Consider the following 23,428-nt stretch of genomic DNA (forward strand, 5'->3'; position numbering starts at 1 on the left):
AGGGGCGGGCGGGGCCTGCAAAAGCCTTTACGGACATTGCCCTCATCATCGAAAAGAAAAGCGGCCCGTCAAGAGAAAAACCGGCACCAGCTCCCGGCCCCGGCGCGGATGACGCTCACCGGGAGTGCCACGAATGACGGCAAGCACAGCTGCGGAGTCCCGCAATCCCTGTGGGAAGCAGTCCGGTGGGCGTTTCCCGGCCGCGTGGCCAAATGTACCGGGTGCTTGGCAGCACGGCATTTGTACTGGCGCGGATAAAAGCCGGGACCCTGTCCCGTGGACAGCGAGGACATGCCAGCAGAAGGAGTGCGCGGTGGGGCGCCGTCGGCTGTGCGAACTAGGATTGCCCTGTGACTGACTCCTTCCATATTCGTCCTGCCCGCACTGGTGACGTCCCCGCCATCAAGAAGCTGGTGGCGCCGCTGGCGGAGCAGCGGATCCTCATGGCCAAGGAGACGGTGGCCTACTACGAAAGCCTGCAGGAGTTCCGGATCGCTGAATCCAGCGACGGCGAAGTCATTGGCTGCGGGGCGCTGCACGTCATGTGGGAAGATCTTGCCGAAGTTCGTACCCTCGCTGCTTCCCAGGACTGGCGCGGCAAAGGCGTGGGGCACGTGCTGGTGGAGAGCCTCCTCGATGAAGCCCGGGCCCTTGGCGTCTCCCGCGTTTTCTGCCTGACGTTCGAGGTGGACTTTTTCAAACGCCACGGGTTCGACGTCATGGCCGACCAGTCCGCGGTTGACCCGGTGGTGTATTCGGAGCTCCTCCGTTCGCATGACGAAGGTGTTGCCGAGTTCCTGGACCTCGCACGGGTGAAGCCCAATACCTTGGGCAACACACGCATGATCAAAGTGCTGTGACTGCCGGCTGACCTGACCTGCCAGGATTCCCTTTCTTCGATTTGATGGATAAACTGGCTGCGGCCGGGATGGGGGGCCTACAGGGAAGGGACAGTCATTTGGGGGCTGTCCCTTTTCTGCCTCCGCCACCGGAGTTGATTGCCGGGCGGCGTCCCTACCGTTGTCCGGCCTGCCGGTAGTAGGGTCAAGGTGACATTCTCCAGGAAGCAGAACCAGGAGCGCCGCCATGAAAAAACTCATTAACGATCCTCGGGCCGTAGTGGATGAATCCGTGCGGGGCTTTGGTTTGGCCCACGCCGACTTGGTTACCGTCAGCTCAGATCCAACGTTCATCACGCGCAAAGACGCGCCCGTGAACGGCAAGGTGGGACTGGTCTCCGGAGGCGGCAGCGGGCACGAGCCGCTGCACGCCGGCTTTGTGGGACCGGGAATGCTCGACGCCGCCGTGCCGGGGGCGGTGTTCACCTCGCCGACGCCGGACCAGATCCTTCCGGCGACCCTCGCGGTCAACTCGGGGGCCGGCGTCGTGCATATCGTGAAGAACTACACCGGCGACGTCCTGAACTTTGAGACGGCAGCCGAACTGGCGGAAGCCGAGGGCGTCAGCGTCCGCACGGTCCTGGTGAATGACGACGTCGCCGTCGAGGACTCCCTGTACACTGCAGGCCGCCGCGGTGTGGGCGGGACGGTGCTGGTGGAGAAGATTGCCGGTGCCGCCGCCGAAAGGGGCGATGACCTGGCGGCTGTGGCCGCCGTCGGCGAACGGGTCAACGCCAATGTCCGCACCATGGGCGTTGCCCTGTCCGCCTGTACCGTCCCGCACGCAGGCTCGCCCAGCTTTGACCTCACCGAGGACGAGATTGAAATCGGCATCGGCATCCATGGGGAGCCCGGACGCCACCGCATCCCCATGGAGAACGCGGACGGCATTACAGACCGGCTGCTGGAACCCGTACTGGCGGACTTGGGAATCACGCAGGGGGATAGAGTCCTGCTGTTCGTCAACGGCATGGGCGGCACGCCTCTGAGTGAGCTGTATATCGTTTACCGGCGTGCTGCGCAGGTCCTGGCCGAGCGCGGCGCCACCGTGGAGCGTTCGCTGGTGGGCGACTACATTACGTCCCTGGAAATGCAGGGCTGCTCCATCTCAGTCCTGCGGCTGGATGACGAGCTCACGGATTTGTGGGACGCGCCGGTGCACACGGCAGCGCTGCGCTGGGGTGTGTAGCAGTGGCACTGGACGTCACCTGGGCGGTGAAGTGGCTGACGCTCTCCGCGCAGGCACTGGCAGAAAACCGGGTCTACCTGATTGAACTCGACCGCGCCATCGGCGATTCGGACCACGGGGAAAACATGGACCGGGGTTTCCAGGCCGTCCTGTCGAAGCTGGCGGAGGCGCCCCCGGAGACACCCGGGGCTGCCTTGAAACTGACCGCCATGACCCTGATGTCCAAGGTCGGCGGGGCTGCCGGCCCTCTGTACGGCACGGCCTTCCTCCGTGCGGCCACGTCCCTGGGGGACTCCGCGGAAATCGCTCCGGCGGCCTGGGCAGACGCCCTGACCGCCGCCCGCGACGGCATTGTGGCGCGCGGGAAGGCCGAGTCCGGGGACAAGACAATGGTGGATGCGTGGACTCCGGCGGCCGAGGCAGCACAGAAGGCTGTGACGAACGGCGGTTCGGATGTCCTGTCGGTCCTGGTTGCAGCAGCCGAGGCCGCCGAGGCCGGGGCCGTCGCCACCGATCCCATGGTGGCGCGCAAAGGCCGCGCGAGTTACCTCGGGGAGCGCAGCGCCGGTCACCGCGATCCCGGCGCCGCCTCCTCAGCGCTGATTCTCCGTGCAGCCGTGGGGGCAGCTGCGTGACCGTGAGCCTCGTGGTGGTCTCCCACAGCGGAAAGATTGCCGACGGCGCTGCCGAGCTTGCCGCCCAGATGGCACCCGACGTCGTGGTCTTTACCGCCGGGGGCACCTCTGACGGCAGGATCGGCACCAGCCTTGAAAAGGTCCTTGCCGCGCTGGACAAAGCGGGCAACGGGGGCACCGTGATCCTCACCGACCTGGGGTCCGCGGTGATGACGGCCGAGTCCGCGCTGGAGTTCGCGGAAAACGCCGAAGACGTGGTGCTGGCCGATGCGCCGCTCGTGGAGGGGCTCGTGGCAGCAGCCGTGGCGGCCCAGGGCGGTGCGGACATGCAGGCAGTCAGGCGGGCGGCCGAAGCCGCGGGCAGTCGGTTCCGTCACCAGGAAGAACCTCCCCGCAGCAGCGTTGAGGAAGGACGAGGCACCGGAGGGGGCCCGGACTTCACCGGGGACTTTGAGCTGGTCAACCTTGCGGGGATGCACGCGCGCCCGGCGGCGAAGATCGCCGGCGGCCTGTCCGCGCTGGACGCCGAGGTGACCGTCAACGGGGTGGACGGGGCATCCATGACGGGACTGATGACGCTCGCCGCGGGGAAGGGGTCCGTGCTGCATGTCGAAGCGTGGGGCGCCGACGCGGAGCGGGCCGTGAACTATGTTGGCGGGCTGGTGCAGGCCGGGTTCGGGGAACCCTGACACTGGCTGCAGCTGAAAGCCGGCCTGGTCCAAATCAGCGCGTGGCGGTGTGTTCCAGAGGGTCACGGCCGGTCCTGGCAATATGCTCGATGCCATGGAAATGCCCCAGCTCGAAGACAGTTCCGCGGATATCGAAGTACTGGACGGGCAGACATCCGTCGAGGAACTGCTGGCCGAGCTGGGGTTTGAGTGGCGGCCCGGCACTCCTGCCCAGGAGCCGGCACCCGCGGCGGCTGGCGGCAACGCCTTCGGCCAGCCGGCACTGTTCTAAGGGCCGTTCTCACCAGGGCCCTTTCGAAGGATCAGCCGTCCGGGAGTCAGTCGCTCTGGTGCAGCCCTTCGGCATCCAGCACCAGTGACGCCGTAATGAACCGGCCGCACTGCTCCCCAAACGGATACTCACCCCGCGGGCGGAATTCCAGCGTATGCACCGGCAGCGCAACACCGTCCGGGCCCGTTCCGGCAGCGGTCACCGTCATCGGCGATTCGGTCAGGGCGCCCAGGAACAGCGTGGCAAGTTTCGTGCCGTCGGGGGAAGCCGTGGCCGAGCAGACGCCATTGGTGCAGCCTTGGTCGATCGACGCGCTTCCGGGCCGGAGCTCCACGTTATCCTCCTTGCAGGTGCCGTCCTGGCAGGCCTTCAAGTGGAGGGCTGCAACCTGCGGGGCGTAGCTTGCCGGCACGGTTACCGAAACGGCAGTGGCCTGGGCGATGGCAGGGCACGGGGCGGCGCCGGGGCCCGGCCCGCAAGCCGTGGCGAGTCCCGCGGTCGTCAACAGTGCCAAGAGCAGCCCATGCTTGCGCATACTTTCAGCGTAGGCGCGGGCGGCTGCGCTGCCCCGCGCCGGGGCCAACTGATGCCCGCATTGTTATTTCCGGGGCGGCGCTGACTGCCAAAAGGAGACCATGGCGCGGCGAGTCCCTGAACGGCCGCCGTTCGCCGAGCCCCGGAAAGTGGTGCGCTTAGGCAGGAAGCCGGTAGCCGCCGTCGTGCATCTCCGCCAGTCCGTCCGCGAGCAACCCTGCCAGCGCCCGCTCCAGCTGCTCCGGAGCGGAATTAAGCCTGTGCAGGGCCGCGAGCGGGACGCCCATCCCCGCCGGTGCGAAACCCAGGTCGGCGGGTTCCCGATAAAACATCTCCGCAGGCACCGGAGCCTCCGCCAGCCGCAGCACAGCCACCACGGCGCCCCGGACCTGGCGGTCCGTCCCGTGCCAGGCCTGGCCCTTGGGGACGTACGACGGCGGCGGCTCACCTGCCGCCCGCCAGGCACAGAGATCGTTGACCGGGCAGGCGGCGCATTTGGGGGTCCGCGCCGTGCACACGAGCGCCCCCAGTTCCATGACGGCCGCGTTCCACCGGACTGAAGAATAGTCCGCGGCCGGCAGGAGCGAAGCAGCAAGGCGCATCTCCGCCGCCGTGAGGGCCGGGGCCGGGAGGGCTGTGCCGGAGACCAGCCGGGCATGCACCCGCCGAATGTTGGTGTCCACCACGGTTTCCCTCCGCCCGTACGCGAAGGCAGCAACAGCGGCAGCGGTGTAGCTGCCCACACCGGGAAGGGCCAGCAGGTCCGTGTAGGTGTCCGGGACCTTGCCGTTATGGTCCTGCGTTATGGCCGTTGCCGCCGCATGCAGCCGAAGCGCGCGGCGGGGATACCCGAGCCGGCCCCAGGAGCGGACGGCTTCCCCGGCAGGTTCTCCGGCGAGGCCTGCCGGGGTGGGCCAGCGGCCCAACCACTCTTGCCAGACAGGCAGCACCCGCACCACGGGCGTCTGCTGCAGCATGATCTCGCTGACCAGGATTCCCCAGGGGGAGCAGCCGGGCTCACGCCACGGCAGATCACGGGCGGTTTCGGCGAACCAGCCGTTGATGCGATCGTGCAGCGTGTTGAGTTCTGCCACGCCTCCGGCGGGGCGGCCGGAGGCGGCGGAAAAGGCGGCAGTGGGGGATGCAGTGTCGATGCCAACACTGTAATGGATGTGTTCGGGCAGGCCGAAAACAGGATGTGACCAGAACGTTGGCGGCGCGGCGGCGTGGTGGTTAGCAGAAGCGGTGCAGTTCCCTAGCCTAGAAGTATGGGCAGGCAAGGCAATTCATCAACACGCGGCGGGGCACCGGCATCCGGGTCCACTGCCGTCCGCAGGCCAAGCGCGGCGGTTTACCGCCGCCGTCGGCTGTTTGTGGGCGGGGCGCTGCTGTTGGTCATCGCGCTGGTGACTGGATTCGCGGTTGCCGGTGCATTCAGCGGCAGGTCGGAGCAGGCTTCCTCCACCGACTCCGCAGCCGGAGCCACGGCATCCGCCGGTCCTGCCGCCGGGGAGTCACCTTCCCCCTCCGCCACGGAACCTGCCGCGACGCCAACGCCATCGGCCAGTCCAACATGCAACCCGAACCTGGTGACGGTTTCAGCCTCCACGGACAAGGCGGCCTACGGGCCGGAGCAGAATCCGATGCTCACGCTTAAGGTGACCAACGGCGGCACCATGCCGTGTGAGGTGAACATCGGCACATCGCAGATGGAGTTCCTCGTGACCAGCGGCGCGGACCGGATTTTTTCCTCCCGCGACTGCCAGGCAAAGAGCGAGGACCTGCTGAAGGTGATCGCGCCCGGTGCCAGCGAGACCGCCAATTTCCCGTGGTCGCGCAACCGGAGCGTGGAGGGCTGCCAGCCTGTCGAAGCCAAACCGGGCGGCGGCGGGGCGTACTACATCTTCACGGCGAAACTCGGCTCCAAGGCCAGCCCCAAAGCCGTTTTCCAGCTGCTTTAGCATCGAGTGCTCCGCAGTTGTCCTTTTGAGCCTCCAAAACGACAACTGCGGAGCACTCGATGGCGGTTGTTAGAGGAAGCGGTCCAGCAGGCTTGCTTCCGCCATCCGGCTGAGGCCTTCACGGACGGTGCGGGCGCGCTGGTCGCCGATGCCGTCCACCGTCATCAGGTCATCAATCGTGGCCGCCATCAGGAACTGCAGCCCGCCGAAGTGGTCAACAAGGCGGTCCGCAACAGCCTTGGGAACTGCCTTCAGCCCTGACAGCAGCCGGTAGCCGCGGGGCTGCACAACGGCATCGAGGTTGGCTTCGCCGCCCGCAAACCCCACGATTCCGGAAATCTTTCCGAGGTCGATCAATTCCGTGGGGCCGAGGTTGACCAGGGCGCTGACGGCTTTTTCGATGTCTTCGGGGGTGGCGTCCGGGGAACCGTAGTCGCGGATGATCACGTCGCTGCCGGGGCCGCGGCCCACCGTGAGTTCATCCAGCTGAAGGGACAGGAGCCTGCCGTCCTCGCCGAGCTCCAGCACGTACTGGGCGATTTCCTCGGAGATTCGGCGGACCATTTCCTGGCGCTGCAGGGTGACGGCCACGTCCCGCACGGTGACCATGGCTTCGATTTCCAGGGCGGAGAGCGAGCTGGTGACCTGGTCCAGGCGCGAGCGGTAGCGCTCCAGGGTGGCCAGTGCCTGGTTGGCGCGTGCCAGGACTTTCTCCGAGCCCTCGAGGACATGGCGCAGGCCGTTGACGTAGAGGGCGATGATCTGCATGGACTGGCTGACGGAGATGACGGGCACGCCGGTCTGGATGGCTACTCGTTCGGCTGTGCGGTGCCGGGTGCCGGACTCCTGGGTCTCGATGCTGGAATCCGGGACCAGCTGGACGGCGGCGCGCAGGATGTTGCCGGCGTCCTTGTCGCAAATGATGGCGCCGTCCATTTTTGCGAGTTCGCGGAGCCGTGTAGGGGAGAAATCAATGCCGATATCGAAGCCGCCGGAGCAGATGGAGTCGATGGTCCGGTCCGAGCCCAGGACGATGAGCGCGCCGGTCCGTCCCCGCAGGATCCGCTCAAGGCCGTCGCGAAGGGGAGTGCCGGGCGCCACTCTGCCCAGGGTGGCCCTGAGTGATTCTTCGGGGCTCCGCGCCATAGGTGTTCCCTTCAAAGGTGCAGGCCGCCGCCCGCAAGAATGCCGGCTTCAGCAGGTTGCCGGCAGGACCAGAAAGTGCTCTGTTTCCCGCAAGCTCAATGATAGGGGTAAGGAACACCCTCTTCCGCACAGCCAAGCCCCAAAGTGCCCCATTAGGGGGTGCCGCGCAACGGCTTGGAAAGCGTTCGGCGGCGGGTGCTTGAGCGGGTACTTTGGCGGCCGGCGTCCTGGCCGGTTGCTTCAGCTATCTCCACGTAGTCCCTAACGATGGTCAGCTCATCCGTTCCCGCAGCATCCGCTCCAGGTCCTTGCTGACCTTCGAAAGGGACGCCGCCCGGAGGGCCTTCTGCTCGGCCGGACTCTGGGTTCCGCGGCGGGGGCGCTGCACTGCGTTCCCGCGCGAATCCGGATCCTGCATCCGGGCAGGGGCCAAGCCGGTGGCCAGGGGATCGAAGAACAGGTTGCCGGAAAAGGAGAGACCCTGCACAGCCGCTCAGATCCTTGCCATGCGGCGCAGGGGGCATCCGTGCGCCGGGTTGTCGTTGGTGTTCATGCGGTCACGCTAGCCGGGCGTCATTTCGCGGCCTTGAACGTGCCGTTTCGCGGGCGTTAAGCGCCGCCGCCGCCGGTTTGCCGCCCTGCGATAAACTGGAACTTGGCTGTTTGCCAGCCCCGTTTCCCCGGCCCCACCGCCTCAGTGCCCCGCGAGGCAGCGCCCGGGCAGTCCCACCGCAGCGAAAGTAGCACCGTGTCCCAAGATGTCCTGACCCCCGCCCGGATCTCCGGTATCCACAAAGAGGCGGGCCGTCGCCGGACCTTCGCTGTCATTTCGCACCCCGACGCCGGCAAGTCCACGCTCACCGAAGCGCTGGCCCTGCACGCGAAGGTGATCGGCACCGCCGGTGCCTCCAGCGGCAAGGCCAACCGCAAGGAAACCGTCTCCGACTGGATGCAGATGGAGAAGGACCGCGGCATCTCCATCAGCTCCGCGGCGCTGCAGTTCTCCTACCGGGACACCGTCATCAACCTCCTGGATACCCCGGGCCACGCGGACTTCTCCGAGGACACCTACCGCGTGCTGGCCGCCGTCGACTGCGCCGTCATGCTCGTGGATGCCGCGAAGGGCCTGGAAACCCAGACCATGAAGCTGTTCGAAGTCTGCAAGCAGCGGAACCTGCCCATCATCACCGTCATCAACAAATGGGACCGGCCCGGCCTGGACGCGCTGGCCCTGATGGACGAAATCACCGAGCGCACCGGCCTGCAGCCCATGCCGCTCACGTGGGCAGTCGGCATCTCCGGCGACTTCCGCGGCGTCTGGGACCTCCGCAATGACCGGTTCGCCCGGTTCCAGCGCAACAACGCCGGCGCGCAGATCGCCATCACCGAGTACTTCACTCCTGAGGAAGCTGCGGAAAGCCAGGGCAGCAACTGGTCCAACGCCGTGGACGAGGCCGGCCTGGTCATCGAATCGAATCTGGAGTTCGACGTCGAAAGCTTCCACGCCGGCAAGGCAACCCCCATCCTGTTCAGCTCCGCCGCGCTGAACTTCGGCGTCAAGGAACTGCTGGACGCGCTGGTGGACTTCGCCCCGCCGGCAGCCCCCCGCCCGGACATCGAGGGCAATCCCAGGCCGGTCGAGTCCCCGTTCTCCGGCTTCGTCTTCAAGGTCCAGGCCGGCATGAACAAGGCCCACCGGGACCACGTAGCCTTCATCCGCGTCTGCTCCGGCGTCTTCGAGCGCGGCATGGTGGTCACCCAGACCCGCACCGGCAAGTCCTTCGCCACCAAGTACGCCCAGCAGGTGTTCGGCCGCGAACGTGAAGTGATCGACGAGGCATACCCCGGGGACGTCGTCGGCCTTGTCAACGCTTCATCCCTGCGGGTGGGGGACAGCCTGTTCCTCGAGGGCCCGGTGGAATACCCGGCCATCCCGCTGTTCGCCCCCGAGCATTTCCAGGTGGCGCGCTCCAAGGACCCCAGCAAGTTCAAGCAGTTCCGCCGCGGCATCGAGCAGCTCGAACACGAGGGCGTCATCCAGGTGCTCCGTTCCGACGTCCGCGGCGACCAGGCTCCGGTGCTTGCCGCCGTCGGCCCCATGCAGTTCGAAGTGGTGGAGGACCGCATGGCGCACGACTTCAGCGCGCCCATGCGCCTGGAACGCCTGCCCTACTCCCTGGCTCGAATTTCGACGGCGGACGCCATGCCTGCCCTGGCCAACGTCCCGGGCGCCGAGGTGCTTTTGCGGTCCGACGGCGAATACCTGGCCCTGTTCAACGACGTCTGGGCGCTCCGCCGCATTGAAAAGAACCACCCGGACCTCACCCTCGTGCCCATCGGCACGCACAACCCAGCAAAGTAGCGAACCATGAACGCAGTTCAAGCCGGTGCAAAACAGCCCCGCGCGCTGGTCACCGGCGTCGGCACCATCAACCCGGTCGGCTCGTCCGTGCCCGAAACCTGGGCCGGCCTTGTGGCCGGAAAATCCGGGATCGCGCCGCTTGAGGATGCGTGGGCCGAACAGCTGCCGGTGAAGATGGCAGGACAGGTCACCGCTGATCTTTCCGCGCACCTCAGCACCCGCGAAATGAAGCGCATGGACCGCTGCGGGCAGCTGGCGCTCATCGCGGCGCGCGAGGCCTGGAAACAGGCGGGCGCACCGGAGGTTGATCCCGAGCGCTTCGCCGTGGTGATCGGCTCGGCGTACGGCGGGCTTGGCTCCACCCTGGAGCAGGACCGGACGCTGGCGGCGTCGGGCCCGCGCAAGGTTTCGCCGCACACCCTCACCCGGCTTATGGTCAACGGCCCGGCCGCCTGGGTGTCCATCGACCTCGGCGCCAGGGGCGGCGCCCGGACGCCGGTCAGCGCGTGTGCCTCCGGGGCTGAGGCGATTGTCCAGGCAGCCGAGATGATCCGCTCAGGCGCTGCCGACGTCGTTATTGCCGGCGGCGTTGACGCCTCGGTCAACGACCTTGTGGTCACCGGCTTCTCCCAGATCCGCGCACTGTCCACCCGCAACGACGACCCGCAGCGGGCATCGCGCCCGTTCGACGGCGGCCGGGACGGGTTTGTGCTCGCGGAGGGCGCCGGCGTGGTGGTGCTGGAGAGCGAAGAGCACGCGCGCGCACGCGGCGCAGTGGTGCTGGGGGCAGTGGCCGGGGGAGCGGTCACGTCCGACGCGAATGACATCGTGGCGGCCGATCCTGCCATGCAGCGGCGGGTGATGCAGAAGGCGCTTGAGTCCGCCGGCATGACCGCCGGGGACATCGGCTTCGTCCACGCGCATGCCACGTCCACGCCCGTCGGGGACAGGCTCGAGGGCCAGGCCATCAACGCCATCTTCGGCGGCGCGATCCCGGTGACGTCCACCAAGGGGCACACCGGGCACCTGCTCGGCGGCGCGGGGGCGCTGGCCGCCGTCGTGGTGGTGGAAGCCCTGCGCACCGGGATGCTGCCCGGGACACTGAACGTTGAGGCGCAGGACCCCGAGGTGGACCTAAACGTGGTCACCGAAGAAGTCCGCCAGCTCCAGCCCGGAACTCCTCCGGCCGGGCTGGTGGACGCCTTCGGTTTCGGCGGGCACAGCGTTGCCCTGGTGATCACTGGCGCTTAGGCCCTGCAAAACGGACTTGTCCGGCGCAATACGCACCCTGGCGCTCGCAGGTGCAGAGACCAGTAGCGGGTGTCCGAAGCGCAGCCATCGGAAGAGGCAGGGCAAGCCTTAGGCCTGCGCGCGGACGAGCTTCACCAGGGCCTCAAGGACCGGCAGTTGGCCCTTCACCAGCTTGAGCCTGGCTTCAACTTCCGGGAACCAGCGGGCATCGTCGATTTCCGGGTATTGCTGGATGCGGCCTGAACCTTTGGGCCACTCCAGCGGAAAGGTGTTGCTGACGATCCCTTCCGGTTGGAAGTCATGCTCGGCTGCAAATACGGTGATGAGTTTGCCCGAGGGCTGTTTGAACTCGCCGAGTAGCCGGTAGTCCGCAGCGGGCGCGGGAGTTCCCATCTCCTCTGCGAACTCGCGCAGGGCCGCGTCCAGCGGGTCCTCGCCTGCGGAGTATTCACCCTTGGGGACGGACCAGGCCTGCGCGTCCTTGCGGGCCCAGAACGGGCCGCCCATGTGGGCAATCCACACCTCCAGCAGGCCCGGTGCCGCCTGCCTGTACAGCAGGATGCCTGCACTCGTAACGGGCATTTGTCCTCCCGGGGATGGATGTTCCATAACGAACAGAAGATGCCGTCCAACGTTAACCTGCAGTTCACGGCCCTGGTTTAGGTTATTCCTTCAGGCACTCTGCTCGAAGGGACCCGTCATGGCCAGTATCGCTGAGGTTTTGGGTCGGCTTACGCCGGAAGAACTTGAAGAGCTTCGCAGCCTTGGTCCGCAGGGCCACTTGCCGCGGCACCTGGTGGATGCCCTGGACCGGGCAGCTGGCGGGCCGGGCTCCGGCCGCGGCTACTACGTACCCACCGGAAATGTCACTGCCACGGGCGGGCCGCTGCTGGTGCTGCGCAGCGACGTGTCCGGGTGGCTTTTCAATGTTCACCGGGACGACCCCGATTCCTTGCCGCAGCACGGCTAGTTACCCGATCAGCAGGCTCAGGGCCTCGGTCAGGTGTTCAACTTCGCGCACTGAAAAACCGGCCGGTATGGGGCCGGGCCCCGCATGGCTCGCGGGGACCACGGCGTGCGTAAACCCGAGGCGGTGGGCCTCCTGGATGCGCTGGTTGATGCCCGGAACCGGACGGACCTCGCCGGCCAGGCCCACTTCTCCAAAGGCAATGAGCCGGATGGGCAGCGGTTTGCGGGCCTTGGCCGAGGCCACGGCCAGGGCAATGGCAAGGTCCGTGGCAGGTTCGCTGAGCTTCACCCCGCCCACCGTGGCCACGTAGGAGTCGTCCTTGTGCAGGAGTGTTCCCGCGCGCTGCTGCAGCACGGCGAGCAGCATGGAAACCCGCGAACTGTCCAGCCCGCTGGTGGCCCGGCGGGGCTGCGAGTTGGGACTTTCCGCGAGCAGTGACTGAACCTCGGCCAGCAGGGGCCGCCGGCCTTCCATGGTCACGGTGATGCAGGTTCCGGAAACCGGGTCCTTGGTGCGGCTGACAAAAAGCCCGCTGGGGTCGGCGAGGCCTTCAATGCCGTTCTCGTTCAGGTCGAAGCAGCCGACGTCGTCGGTGGGCCCGTAACGGTTCTTGACCGCGCGCAGCATACGCAGCCGGGAATGGCGTTCGCCCTCGAACTGGCACACCACATCCACCAGGTGCTCCAGCAGCCGCGGCCCGGCGATGGAGCCGTCCTTGGTCACATGTCCCACCAGCAGGGTTGTCATGTTCCGGCGCTTGGCCGCGGCAATGATGGACGCGGCAACCTCCCGGACCTGGGACACGCCTCCGGCGCTGCCGTCAACATCGGCGCTGCTGAGGGTCTGCACCGAGTCCACGATCAGGAGCCGCGGCTCGATCTTCTCCACCTGCCCCAGCGCCTGGCCCAGGTCCGTTTCCGCGGAGAGATAGAGCGATTCAGCCACGGCGTCGATCCGCTCCGCGCGGAGCTTCACCTGCGCCGCGGATTCCTCCCCGGTCACGTACAGCACGTCCTGGGCCGTCCGGGCGAACTTGGCGGCCACGTCCAGCAGCAGCGTGGACTTTCCGACGCCGGGCTCCCCGGCCAGCAGGATGACGGCGCCCGGAACCAGGCCTCCGCCCAGCACCCGGTCCAGTTCATCAACGCCCGTGGGCAGGAACGCGGCCGTGGTGGCGTCCACCTCGGCAATCCGGCGGGCGGGCTCAAGGACTGTTGTGGCCGCCGTCGTACGCGCCACGGCGGTGCCGGTTTCCTCAACGGTGCCCCACGCCTGGCACTCGCCGCAGCGGCCAACCCATTTGACCGTGGTCCAGCCGCACTCGGCGCACTTGTAGGGGGGCGCCTTGGATGCCCGGGAAGTCTTCGTAGCCATGCGTCCAACCCTAGCGGCGGGCTCCGACATTCCAGGCCGCCGCCCTGCGGCAGGGCCACCAACTCCAGCCGGGAAAGCACTTGCCCCGAATCCGCTGCCGCCTGTATAGTCGATCCCCGAAGGCAATTTCGCCTACAGGATTGTTACTCGGAAACGGGGCAAGACCTGAGAAGCACACTACGTGCGTCTCGGGTCTTTTTTTGTGCCCAAAAATAGACAGAGAGGTCTGACATGGCAACTGTGGACTACCGGTCGCTGGCCGGAGATATCCTGCAGGGGGTGGGCGGTGAAAAGAACATCACCAGCGCCACCCACTGCGCAACCAGGCTCCGGCTCAAGCTGCGGGACGATTCCCAGGCGGACCAGGCGGCCATCGAGAAGCTGCCCGGCGTCATCACCGTGATGAAGGCCGGCGGCCAGTTCCAGGTGGTCATCGGCAACAACGTCCCCACGGTCTATGCCGAACTGGGCAAGATCACCAAGCTCACCGGTGACGACGCGGGCAGCGATGAACCCGTCCAGCACGGCAACCTCTTCAACCGCTTCATCGACCTGATTTCCTCCATCTTCTCGCCGGTCATCTGGCCGCTAGCTGCAGCCGGCCTGCTCAAGGCGTTCCTGAGCATGGCCACCCAGTTCGGATGGCTGGATCCCGCCTCGCAGACCAACGTGATCCTGGCAGCAACCGCGGATGCGCTTTTCTACTTCCTGCCGATCTTCCTGGCGGTCACCGCCGCGAAGCGGTTCAAGACCAACCAGTTCACCTCCATGGCCATCGCCGGGGCGCTGGTCTACCCGAGCATCGTGGCGCTTGCGGCCCAGCCGGAACCGGTCAACTTCGCCGGCATCCCCATGGTGATGATGAATTACACCAGCTCGGTCCTGCCGATCATCGTGGCGGTCTGGCTCCAAGGCTATGCGGAGCGTTTCCTGACGCGCGTGCTGCCGTCCGCCATCCGGAACTTCACCACGCCGCTGCTGACGCTCCTGGTCATGGTGCCGCTGGTCCTTCTCACTGTCGGTCCCGTCACCACGTTCGCCGCGCAGGGCCTGTCCGCCGGGATCAACGCGGCCTTCACCTTTGCGCCGTGGCTCGCGGGCGCCGTCATGGGCGGCTTCTGGCAGGTCTTCGTCCTGTTCGGCCTGCACTGGGGCCTGGTTCCGGGCATGCTGAATGAAATCGCCACCCAGGGCTACTCACTGCTTCTCGGTCCGCTGCTCGCCGCAGTGCTGGGCCAGGCTGCCGCGACGCTCGCCGTTATGTTCCGGACCCGCAACAAGGCCCGCCGCACCGTTGCCGGACCCGCGGCACTGTCCGGCTTCCTCGCCGGCATCACCGAACCCGCCATCTACGGCGTCAACCTGCCCCTGAAGAAGCCCTTCTACTTCGGCATTGCCGGCGGCGTGGCGGGCGGCGCCATAGCAGCCGCCGGCGGCAGCGGCGCTTCGGCGTTCGTGTTCCCCTCCCTCCTCGGACTGCCAGCCTTCAGCCAGGTGGGCAACTTCGCACTGCAGCTGCTGGGCACCGGCATCGCCGTCGCCATCGCCTTCAGCCTGACCTTCTTCTTCGTGCCGCGTGAGGAAGCAGCGTCCGACGCCGGCACGTCCGTTCCGGAAACCCCTGCGGAGACGGAGGCGGCAGCTGCGCCCGTCCCTGCTTCTGCGCCCGCCGGCACCGCGGCCGCCTCCGCCGGCACTGTGAACGTCCTGGCACCAGTCGCCGGGCAGGCCGTGGCTTTGGCCGACGTCCAGGACAAGGTGTTTGCGTCCGGTGCCATGGGCAAGGGCCTGGGCATCATCCCGGCCGACGGCCGCATCTGCGCACCCATTTCGGGCTCCATCAAAGCGGCCATGAAGACCGGCCACGCCTTCGGCATCAAATCGGAGGACGGCGTCGAGGTCCTGGTCCACATCGGCATCGATACCGTCCAGCTGCAGGGCCGCGGTTTTGATTCCGCCGTCACCCGCGGCCAGCAGGTCCGCGCCGGTGACCTGCTCGCCGTCGTCGACCTCGACGTCGTCAGGGAGGCCGGCTACGACACCACCACGCTGGTGATGGTTACCAACACTGCCCAGCTCGGCAGCGTTGAACCGGTGACCGGCGGGACGTTCGCCCAGGGCGACACCGCCATCACCGTCCAGGCCTGACGCCCGGATCCTGGCCCCACTTTGCAGTCCTACCGATGAAGGAATGATTTTTGTGACCACCACTTTCCCCGACGGCTTCCTTTGGGGCGGCGCCACCGCCGCCAACCAGATCGAAGGCGCCTATGACGAAGGCGGAAAAGGCCTGTCCATCCAGGACGTGATGCCCAAGGGCATCACCGAGACACCCACGGAGGGTCCGACGCCGGAGAACCTCAAGCAGGTGGCAATCGACTTCTACCACCGCTACGAGGAGGACATCGCCCTCTTCGCCGACATGGGATTCAAGGTGTTCCGCTTTTCCGTCGCGTGGAGCCGGATCTTTCCGCTCGGTGACGAGGAAACCCCCAACTCAGAGGGCCTGGCCTACTACTCCCGGATCCTGGACGAACTCGAAAAGCACGGCATCGAGCCGCTGGTGACCATCAGCCACTACGAGACCCCGCTCCACCTGGCCCGGAAGTACAACGGCTGGACCAACCGCGAACTGATCGGCTTCTACGAACGTTACTGCCGCGCCCTGTTCGAGCACTTCGGCGGCCGGGTGAAGTACTGGCTCACGTTCAACGAGATCAACTCCGTGATCCACGAGCCGTTCCTTTCCGGCGGCATCCCCACGCCCAAGGAACAGCTCACCAAGCAGGACCTCTACCAGGCGATCCACCATGAGCTGGTGGCGTCCGCCCGGGCAACCAGGCTGGCGCACCAGCTGATGCCGGGTGCGCAGGTGGGCTGCATGATCATTGCGCTGCCCACCTACCCGCTGACCCCGGACCCCTCCGACGTCGTGGCCGCCATGCACACCGCGCAGGACAGCTACGCGTTCGGCGACATCCACTGCCGTGGCGAGTACCCCGGCTACCTGCTGCGGTACTTCCGCGACAACGGGATCGAGCTGGCCATCACGGCCCAGGACCGCGAGGACCTGAAGAACACGGTGGATTTTGTCTCCTTCAGCTACTACATGAGCATCTGCGAGACCGCCGACCCGGCCAGGAAGACCAAGGGCCCCGGCAACATCATGGGCGGCGTCCCCAACCCCACGCTCACGGCTTCCGAGTGGGGTTGGCAGATCGATCCGCAGGGCCTGCGGGTTGCCCTCAACGACTACTGGGACCGCTGGCAGAAGCCGCTCTTCATCGTGGAGAACGGCGTGGGCGCCAAGGACCAGCTGGTCGAGGTGAACGGTGCACAGACCGTCCTTGACGATTACCGCATCGGCTACCTCAACGACCACCTGGTGCAGGCCCGCGAGGCGGTTGAAGACGGGGTCCGGCTGATGGGCTACACCTCCTGGGGATGCATCGACCTGGTGAGTGCCTCCACCGCGCAGATGAGCAAGCGGTACGGTTTCATCTACGTGGACAGGAATGACGACGGTACCGGCTCCATGGAGCGCTACCCCAAGAAGTCCTACGGTTGGTACAAGGAAGTCATTGCCACCAATGGCGCCAGCCTGAAGAAGTAACCGCTCAACGACGAAAGGAGGACGACGTGGAAGTCTTGCGCGTTTTCAACAACAACGTCGTCCTCGCCCGCGCCGCCAATGGGGGAGAGGTCATCCTCACCGGCCGGGGCCTCGGTTTCCAGGCCAAACCCGGCCGGAAGGTGGACGAAGCCAAGGTGGTGCGGGTGTTCGTCCCGGAGGATGGCCGCAACGCGGACAACTTTGGTTCACTGGTGGCGGCCATCCCGCCCGAACACCTGGCCCTAGCCGACCAGGCACTGGAAATCGCCCGCGGCGGGATGGACGGGCCGCTGAACTCCACCACCGTGGTGGCGCTTGCGGACCACCTGAGCTTCGCCATCAAGCGGCTGCGGCAGGGCCTGAACATCGAGTACCCGCTGCGGGCCGAAGTGGCCCACCTTTATCCGGACGAGCTGCGGATGGCGCAGCAGATCGTGGATTTCGTGAACGCCCGGCTGGAGGACCCGTTGCCCGGCGACGAGGCAGTGGCAGTGGCACTGCACTTGGTGAACGCGGGCTTTGCCAGCGGGGACCTGTCCTACACGTATCAGATGACCGGCGTCTTCGCGCAGCTCTTTGAGGTCCTGGAGCAGGCCTATGGGCGGGCCTTTGACCGGGAAACCGTCAACGCTGCCCGCTTCATCACCCATCTGCGCTACTTTTTCGTCCGCGCCCACACCGGCCGGCAACTGGCCGAAGGGGCAACGGGGCTGGGCTCTGCCATCCGGCAGGCCTACCCCGATGCCTTCGGCACCGCCCTCAAGCTGCAGGCCGTCCTGGAACTGCGGCTCGGCGAGCCGCTGACTGAGGACGAGGTGACCTACCTGACCCTGCACGTCGCCCGGATGGCCGACGACCTGCGGCTGCAGGACGCAGCATTGCAGGCCCGTCCCCCGGCCAAATAGGGCCACCGGGGCGCTACAGCGCGGGCAGCACGTCCCGGGCCTCGCGCGCGTCCATGCCCGTGGCCTCCAGCAGGTCCACCATCAGCGGCCGGTACAGCATCACCACCGTTTCGCCCTCCAGCCGCTGCACTTCCAGGAGCTTGGGGTGCAGGCGCAGGGCGATCTCGCTGAGGTCCCCGCGGGCGGTGCGCATGTGGGCGCGGCGGACGCCGTCGTGCGTTTCCGCCAAGCCGAGCGAAAGCTCCTCAATGGCGGCAGCGGTTTCCTGCAGGACCTCCGCGATGTTCTCCGTGGCTTCATCCGAAAGCGCCGCATGGTTGATGGCGCTGGTCAGCCGCCGCGCGAAGACGCGGCTGTTCCGGAGCGCCAGGTCGATGAAGTCCAGCGACTGTTGCAGCTGGTCCAGTTCCTCCCGGTGCCTTCGGTAGGCGGGCGCCAGCCTGGCCACCTCTCCGGAGGTGCGCAGCGACTGGCGCATGGCGTCCACCAGCGGCTGGCAGTTCCTTCCCCGGATCAGGGCGTGCCAGGCCTGGGTGGAATCGCTGTTGTCCAGGGCGTTTGCGCACTCGCGCAGCACCTCGGCAAGCTCGTGGAGGAGTTTCTTCACGTCCTTGCGGGGTTCGCGGCGCGGATCCTTGGGGACGAGGATGGTTACCAGCAGGGCGAACAGCCCGCCCACCACGGCGTCGATGCTCCGCGTGAACGGCCCGCCGGCCGGTGCGGGGAGCAGGACAACCAGCAGCGACTGCAGCCCCAGCTGGGTGGTGAAGATATTGCCGCTGTCCAGGAAGCGGGCCAGCAGGATGGAGAAAAGAAGGACGACGGCGGCCTGCCAGATCCCGGGGCCCAGCCAGTGAAGGAGCAGGTCGCCCACCGCAATGCCGATGGTGCAGCCCAGGCCAACCTCCACCACCCGCCGCAACCGCGGCTCCCGGGAGAAACCGAGGGCAATAAGGGAGGACGTGGCCGCGAACAGGGGGCCGGAATGTCCCAGCACATACTCCGCGAAAGCGTAGGCTCCCACGGCGCACACGGTCATCTGGACCGCAGGGAGCAGGGAGTTCCGGCTGCGGATCAGGCCTGTGCGGAAGCGCCCGCGCAGGAACCGCCTGCCTGCTGAGAGTCCTGCTGCGGGAGCCATGCCGTCCAGTGTATTTGCTGCCCGCCCCGTTTTATTTCCGGTGCGCAGCGCCTTACGGTGGAACATGTGATCTGCGCAATGGTGACCGGGCATTTGTAAACGAATATCCCGCCGCCGTTAATCCTCCGTTAACCTTGGGCAGCCCATCCCGTTACCTGCGGACCCTAACTTCGATGAAGGTACAAAAAGTACGCATCGCGCAGCAGGGTTCTCCGTCCCTGACCGCAACTGAAAAAACCCTGGAAGGGGTACATCTAGTGAAGGCACTCCGCTTCGGCCGCCACGCGGCTATCGCTGTTATCGCAGCCGGCGCTCTCGCGCTTACCTCCTGCGGTTCAGACAACGCCACGAACACCTCGCCCACCGGCAACCAGACTTCTGCAGGCCCCAAGGTCACCGGCACCCTGACCGGCATCGGCGCATCCTCCACAGGCGCAGCCATGGACGCGTGGAAGGCAGGCTTCGCCTCCGCAAACCAGGGCGCCACCGTGCAGTACTCCCCGGACGGCTCCGGTGCGGGCCGCAAGGCCATCATTGACGGCTCGGCCCAGTTCGCCGGTTCGGATGCCTACCTCAAGGACGAAGAGCTCGAGGCCTCCAAGGCTGTATGCGGTCCCGACGGCGCCATCAACATCCCGGTCTACATCTCCCCGATCGCCGTGGCCTTCAACCTCCCCGGAATCACGGACCTGAAGCTGGACGCAACCACGGTTGCCAAGATTTTCCGCGGCGAAATCGCCAAGTGGAACGATCCCGCCATCGCCGCCCTGAACGAGGGCGTCAACCTGCCGGACCTCAAGGTCACCCCGGTAAACCGTTCGGATGACTCCGGCACCACCACCAACTTCACCGACTACCTGGCCTCCGCAGCACCCGAGGTCTGGACGGACAAGTCCTCCGGCGTGTGGCCTGCCACCCTGCAGGGCGAAAACGCCAAGGGCACCTCCGGTGTAGTCAAGACCGTCACCGACACCCCCGGCGCCGTGACCTACGCTGACGACTCAGCTGTGGGCGGCAAGCTCGGCACCGCCTCCATCAAGGTGGGCAACGAGTTCGTCAAGATCTCCTCCGACGCCGCAGCCAAGGCCGTCGAGGCAGGCAAGGCCGTTGAAGGCCGTTCAACCAATGACGTCGCCATCAAGCTGGACCGCAAGACCACCGCATCGGGTGCCTACCCGGTGGTGCTGGTTTCCTACCACGTGGTCTGCAGCACCTACGACAAGCAGGAAACCGTTGACCTGGTCAAGGCCTTCGAAAACTACGTAGTGTCCGAGGAAGGCCAGCAGGCCGCCGCGGATTCCGCCAAGTCGGCCCCGCTTTCCTCTACCCTTGCAGAGAAGGCAGCAGCGGCTATCGACTCCATCAAGGTCAAGTCCTAATAAGCCGCTCTGAAACCGGGTTCCCCGCCTGCCGAAAGGCAGTGCGGGGAACTTGGCATTGGGCAACGCATCTTTCCTGAATCAGCTACCGACCGAAGGGCCGTCGAATGACCGCCACCCCCCTGACAAGTACCCAGAGCGCCGGGCGCGCCGGGGACAAAATCTTCTCGGGCGCCGCGCTGGCCGCTGGCTGCCTCATTCTTGCCGTCCTCTTCGGCGTCGCACTCTTCCTGGTTGTCCAGGCAATCCCCGCGCTGACCGCCCCGGCCGACAAAATCCAGGGCGGCGCCGGCTTCTTCGCCTACATCTGGCCTATCGTGATCGGCACGCTCATCGCTGCGGTCATCGCCTTGGTCATTGCCACACCCATCGCCATCGGCGTCGCACTGTTCATCTCGCACTTCGCCCCCCGCGGACTCGCTTCCGGCCTGGGCTACGTGGTGGACCTGCTGGCCGCCATCCCGTCCGTCATCTACGGCGCCTGGGGCGCGGCCTTCCTGGCGAGGGAAATCTCGCCCGCCTACAACTGGCTGGCCGCCAACATGGGCTGGCTGCCGATCTTCCAGGGTCCGGCTTCCGCAACAGGAAAGACCATCCTGACCGCCGGCATCGTCCTGTCTGTGATGGTCCTCCCTATCATCACCTCCCTGTCCCGCGAGATCTTCCTCCAGACCCCCAAGCTGCATGAGGAAGCTGCGCTCGCCCTGGGCGCCACGCGTTGGGAAATGATCAAGATGTCCGTCCTGCCGTTTGCCCGGCCGGGCATCATCAGCGCCGTCATGCTGGGCCTGGGCCGTGCACTCGGCGAGACCATGGCCGTTGCCCTGGTGCTGTCCTCCGGCGCACTCACCGCCAGCCTGATCCAGTCCGGCAACCAGACCATCGCCGCGGAAATCGCCCTGAACTTTCCGGAGGCCAGCGGCCTCAAGGTCAGCACCCTCATCGCTGCCGGCCTGGTCCTCTTCGTCATCACCCTGGCCGTGAACATGATCGCGCGCTGGATCATCACCCGGCACAAAGAATTCTCGGGAGCCAACTAAATGACCTCCACGCTTACCCCTGTGCGCAGCAAGCGTTCGGCACTTACCAAAGGCCAGTTGCCCAAGTATGCGCCATACGTCGTCCTTGCCGCTGCGCTGATCCTGGGTGCTGCCATCATGGCCTTGGTGGGCTTCAACCCCGTCGGCTGGGGCATCGTCTCGGCGTTGCTGTTTGCCATCGGGCTGGTGTCCTGGAGTGCAGCCGTGGAAGGCTCCCGCAAGGCAAAGGACAAGCTGGCCACCTGCCTGGTGGTGGGGTCCTTCCTCATCGCCCTTCTGCCGCTCATTTCAGTGATCTGGACTGTCCTGGTCAACGGTGTTCCCGGACTCCTCAACCCGGGATTCCTGACAAGGTCCATGAACGGGGTCACCGGTGTCTACGACAACCGGGCAGTGGAGGAAGGCGCCCCGGTCCTGGGCGGTATCTACCACGCGCTGATCGGCACCATCCAGATCACCATCCTGGCCACGGTCATTTCGGTGCCGGTGGGCCTGCTGACTGCCATCTATTTGGTGGAGTACGGCAACGACGGCCGGCTGGCCCGCGCCATCACGTTCTTCGTTGACGTCATGACCGGCATTCCGTCCATCGTGGCGGGCCTCTTTGCGGCGGCCTTCTTCTTCGCCGTTGTGGGCCCCGGCACCAAAACCGGCGCCGTTGCCGCCGTCGCGCTTTCCGTGCTCATGATCCCCGTGGTGGTGCGTTCCAGCGAGGAGATGCTGAAGATCGTTCCGAACGAACTGCGTGAAGCCGCGTACGCCCTGGGCGTGCGCAAGTGGCGGACCATCGTCAAGGTTGTCATCCCGACGGCGATCTCCGGTATTGCCTCGGGCGTCACCCTGGCGATCGCCCGCGTCATCGGTGAGACGGCACCCATCCTGGTTACCGCGGGGTTCGCCACCAGCATCAACTCCAACGTGTTCAGCGGCTGGATGGCTTCGCTGCCCACGTTCATCTACACCCAGATCCTGAACCCCACATCGCCGGCCAACCCGGACCCGTCCTCCCAGCGCGCCTGGGGGGCGGCCCTGGTGCTGATCATCCTGGTGATGGTCCTCAACCTCGGCGCCCGGCTGATCGCCCGGGTCTTCGCCCCCAAGACGGGCCGCTGACTGTTTTCAGGCCACCGTCCCTTCCGGTCCTTCCCGCCGGAACCTAGACTTCAATTCATACCCAGTTAGTGAAGGAACACCATGTCTAAGCGCATCGACGTCAAGGACCTGAACGTGTACTACGGCGATTTCCTCGCCGTGGAGGACGTCACCATCAACATCGAGGCCAAGTCCGTCACCGCGTTCATCGGACCCTCGGGCTGCGGAAAGTCCACCTTCCTGCGAACCCTGAACCGCATGCACGAGGTCCTTCCCGGCGCGCGCGTGGAGGGCGAGGTCCTGCTCGACGGCGACAACCTGTACGGCCCGGGCGTTGACCCCGTGACTGTCCGCTCGCAGATCGGCATGGTGTTCCAGCGGCCCAACCCGTTCCCCACCATGTCCATCCGGGACAATGTGCTGGCAGGCGTGAAGCTGAACAACAAGAAGATCTCCAAGGGCGAGGCCGACGTCCTGGTGGAGCGCTCGCTGAAGGGCGCAAACCTGTGGAACGAGGTTAAGGACCGCCTGGAGAAGCCGGGCTCGGGCCTTTCCGGCGGGCAGCAGCAGCGCCTGTGCATCGCCCGTGCCATCGCCGTGGAGCCGCAGGTGATCCTCATGGACGAGCCGTGTTCGGCGCTGGACCCCATCTCCACCTTGGCCATCGAGGACCTCATCAATGAGCTCAAGGACCAGTACACGGTGGTGATCGTGACGCACAACATGCAGCAGGCAGCCCGCGTCTCGGACCGGACCGCTTTCTTCAACATTGCAGGCACCGGAAAACCCGGCAAGCTGATCGAGGTCGGAGACACGCACACCATCTTCAGCAACCCCACCCAGAAGGCCACGGAGGACTACGTCTCCGGCCGCTTCGGATAACCCGCCGGCATAAACAAGGCGCAACAAGAAGCCCGGGCGGGAATCCATCCTGCCCGGGTTTCTGCTTTCTCCTGCCGGGGCGGCTTCAGAACGCG

At 66.2% G+C, this 23,428-nt stretch carries 23 protein-coding genes; 16 read left to right on the forward strand and 7 right to left on the reverse strand.

Going from position 1 to position 23,428, the window contains the following annotated elements; translation table 11 throughout:
- The first annotated feature begins 350 nt into the window (after positions 1 to 350).
- The 5 genes from C3B78_RS01355 (at position 351) to C3B78_RS01375 (ending at position 3,683) form a co-directional block, all read left to right on the forward strand.
- Positions 351 to 860 carry an amino-acid N-acetyltransferase gene (locus C3B78_RS01355; protein ID WP_104996474.1) on the forward strand — a complete coding sequence of 170 codons (510 nt, stop codon included), beginning with the start codon at positions 351 to 353 and terminating at the stop codon, positions 858 to 860.
- 226 nt (positions 861 to 1,086) lie between these two features.
- A complete protein-coding gene (gene dhaK / locus C3B78_RS01360) occupies positions 1,087 to 2,088 on the forward strand; it encodes a dihydroxyacetone kinase subunit DhaK (RefSeq protein WP_104996475.1) in 1,002 nt (333 codons plus the stop codon).
- Between the two features lie 2 nt (positions 2,089 to 2,090).
- Positions 2,091 to 2,723 carry a dihydroxyacetone kinase subunit DhaL gene (gene dhaL, locus C3B78_RS01365; protein ID WP_104996476.1) on the forward strand — a complete coding sequence of 211 codons (633 nt, stop codon included), beginning with the start codon at positions 2,091 to 2,093 and terminating at the stop codon, positions 2,721 to 2,723.
- Positions 2,720 to 3,412, forward strand: coding sequence for a dihydroxyacetone kinase phosphoryl donor subunit DhaM (dhaM, locus tag C3B78_RS01370; protein ID WP_104996477.1), 693 nt, complete (start codon positions 2,720 to 2,722; stop codon positions 3,410 to 3,412). The genes dhaL and dhaM overlap by 4 nt, the downstream gene beginning before the upstream one ends.
- 94 nt (positions 3,413 to 3,506) lie before the next feature.
- Positions 3,507 to 3,683: a hypothetical protein gene (locus C3B78_RS01375; RefSeq protein ID WP_158677165.1), complete on the forward strand. Its 177-nt coding sequence runs from the start codon at positions 3,507 to 3,509 to the stop codon at positions 3,681 to 3,683.
- 46 nt (positions 3,684 to 3,729) lie between these two features.
- Here the strand turns inward: C3B78_RS01375 and C3B78_RS01380 are convergent, their stop codons facing one another.
- Together C3B78_RS01380 and C3B78_RS01385 are read right to left on the reverse strand one after the other, a co-directional pair.
- On the reverse strand, positions 3,730 to 4,218 hold the full coding sequence (locus tag C3B78_RS01380) for a hypothetical protein (protein ID WP_104996479.1): 489 nt from the start codon (positions 4,216 to 4,218) through the stop codon (positions 3,730 to 3,732).
- A 157-nt stretch (positions 4,219 to 4,375) separates the two neighbouring features.
- Positions 4,376 to 5,311 carry an A/G-specific adenine glycosylase gene (locus C3B78_RS01385; protein ID WP_104996480.1) on the reverse strand — a complete coding sequence of 312 codons (936 nt, stop codon included), beginning with the start codon at positions 5,309 to 5,311 and terminating at the stop codon, positions 4,376 to 4,378.
- A gap of 174 nt (positions 5,312 to 5,485) precedes the next feature.
- Here C3B78_RS01385 and C3B78_RS01390 point away from each other — a divergent pair, with 174 nt between their 5' ends.
- Entirely contained in the window at positions 5,486 to 6,178 is a 693-nt protein-coding gene (locus tag C3B78_RS01390) for a hypothetical protein (protein ID WP_104996481.1), read from the forward strand.
- Between the two features lie 69 nt (positions 6,179 to 6,247).
- On the opposite strand, the gene disA is transcribed toward C3B78_RS01390, so the two are convergent.
- A complete protein-coding gene (gene disA / locus C3B78_RS01395; RefSeq protein WP_104996482.1) occupies positions 6,248 to 7,324 on the reverse strand; it encodes a DNA integrity scanning diadenylate cyclase DisA in 1,077 nt (358 codons plus the stop codon).
- A gap of 271 nt (positions 7,325 to 7,595) precedes the next feature.
- Positions 7,596 to 7,811: a hypothetical protein gene (locus C3B78_RS01400; protein WP_104996483.1), complete on the reverse strand. Its 216-nt coding sequence runs from the start codon at positions 7,809 to 7,811 to the stop codon at positions 7,596 to 7,598.
- Between the two features lie 261 nt (positions 7,812 to 8,072).
- Here C3B78_RS01400 and C3B78_RS01405 point away from each other — a divergent pair, with 261 nt between their 5' ends.
- Positions 8,073 to 9,686: a peptide chain release factor 3 gene (locus C3B78_RS01405; RefSeq protein WP_104996484.1), complete on the forward strand. Its 1,614-nt coding sequence runs from the start codon at positions 8,073 to 8,075 to the stop codon at positions 9,684 to 9,686.
- Between the two features lie 6 nt (positions 9,687 to 9,692).
- Positions 9,693 to 10,937, forward strand: coding sequence for a beta-ketoacyl-[acyl-carrier-protein] synthase family protein (locus C3B78_RS01410; protein ID WP_104996485.1), 1,245 nt, complete (start codon positions 9,693 to 9,695; stop codon positions 10,935 to 10,937).
- Between the two features lie 108 nt (positions 10,938 to 11,045).
- Here the strand turns inward: C3B78_RS01410 and C3B78_RS01415 are convergent, their stop codons facing one another.
- The gene (locus tag C3B78_RS01415; RefSeq protein ID WP_104996486.1) at positions 11,046 to 11,519 is read right to left on the reverse strand and encodes an NUDIX domain-containing protein; all 474 of its coding nucleotides are present in this window, start codon (positions 11,517 to 11,519) and stop codon (positions 11,046 to 11,048) included.
- A 118-nt stretch (positions 11,520 to 11,637) separates the two neighbouring features.
- On the opposite strand from C3B78_RS01415, the gene C3B78_RS01420 reads away from it, so the two are divergent.
- Positions 11,638 to 11,907: a hypothetical protein gene (locus C3B78_RS01420; protein ID WP_104996487.1), complete on the forward strand. Its 270-nt coding sequence runs from the start codon at positions 11,638 to 11,640 to the stop codon at positions 11,905 to 11,907.
- On the opposite strand, the gene radA is transcribed toward C3B78_RS01420, so the two are convergent.
- Positions 11,908 to 13,281, reverse strand: coding sequence for a DNA repair protein RadA (gene radA / locus C3B78_RS01425; RefSeq protein ID WP_104996488.1), 1,374 nt, complete (start codon positions 13,279 to 13,281; stop codon positions 11,908 to 11,910).
- Positions 13,282 to 13,512: 231 nt separating this feature from the next.
- Here radA and C3B78_RS01430 point away from each other — a divergent pair, with 231 nt between their 5' ends.
- Genes C3B78_RS01430 through C3B78_RS01440 form a run of 3 tightly spaced genes read left to right on the forward strand, consistent with a single transcriptional unit; the run spans position 13,513 to position 17,799 of the window.
- Positions 13,513 to 15,429: a beta-glucoside-specific PTS transporter subunit IIABC gene (locus C3B78_RS01430; protein ID WP_104996489.1), complete on the forward strand. Its 1,917-nt coding sequence runs from the start codon at positions 13,513 to 13,515 to the stop codon at positions 15,427 to 15,429.
- 43 nt (positions 15,430 to 15,472) lie between these two features.
- Positions 15,473 to 16,894 carry a glycoside hydrolase family 1 protein gene (locus tag C3B78_RS01435; RefSeq protein ID WP_104996490.1) on the forward strand — a complete coding sequence of 474 codons (1,422 nt, stop codon included), beginning with the start codon at positions 15,473 to 15,475 and terminating at the stop codon, positions 16,892 to 16,894.
- A gap of 26 nt (positions 16,895 to 16,920) precedes the next feature.
- Positions 16,921 to 17,799, forward strand: coding sequence for a PRD domain-containing protein (locus tag C3B78_RS01440; protein WP_104996491.1), 879 nt, complete (start codon positions 16,921 to 16,923; stop codon positions 17,797 to 17,799).
- 13 nt (positions 17,800 to 17,812) lie between these two features.
- Here C3B78_RS01440 and C3B78_RS01445 read toward each other — a convergent pair whose 3' ends face one another.
- The gene (locus C3B78_RS01445; protein WP_104996492.1) at positions 17,813 to 18,940 is read right to left on the reverse strand and encodes an FUSC family protein; all 1,128 of its coding nucleotides are present in this window, start codon (positions 18,938 to 18,940) and stop codon (positions 17,813 to 17,815) included.
- Between the two features lie 257 nt (positions 18,941 to 19,197).
- On the opposite strand from C3B78_RS01445, the gene pstS reads away from it, so the two are divergent.
- The 4 genes from pstS to pstB all read left to right on the forward strand — a co-directional run bounded on the left by pstS (position 19,198) and on the right by pstB (position 23,333).
- Positions 19,198 to 20,319, forward strand: a complete 1,122-nt coding sequence (gene pstS / locus C3B78_RS01450; protein WP_104996493.1) for a phosphate ABC transporter substrate-binding protein PstS — start codon at positions 19,198 to 19,200, stop codon at positions 20,317 to 20,319.
- Positions 20,320 to 20,426: 107 nt separating this feature from the next.
- Positions 20,427 to 21,359: a phosphate ABC transporter permease subunit PstC gene (pstC, locus tag C3B78_RS01455; protein ID WP_104996494.1), complete on the forward strand. Its 933-nt coding sequence runs from the start codon at positions 20,427 to 20,429 to the stop codon at positions 21,357 to 21,359.
- On the forward strand, positions 21,360 to 22,472 hold the full coding sequence (pstA, locus tag C3B78_RS01460) for a phosphate ABC transporter permease PstA (RefSeq protein ID WP_104996495.1): 1,113 nt from the start codon (positions 21,360 to 21,362) through the stop codon (positions 22,470 to 22,472).
- 81 nt (positions 22,473 to 22,553) lie between these two features.
- A complete protein-coding gene (gene pstB / locus C3B78_RS01465; RefSeq protein WP_009357830.1) occupies positions 22,554 to 23,333 on the forward strand; it encodes a phosphate ABC transporter ATP-binding protein PstB in 780 nt (259 codons plus the stop codon).
- Positions 23,334 to 23,428: the final 95 nt, after the last annotated feature.

The sequence above is a fragment of the Arthrobacter sp. PGP41 genome (assembly GCF_002953935.1).
In the GTDB taxonomy this organism is placed as follows: domain Bacteria; phylum Actinomycetota; class Actinomycetes; order Actinomycetales; family Micrococcaceae; genus Arthrobacter.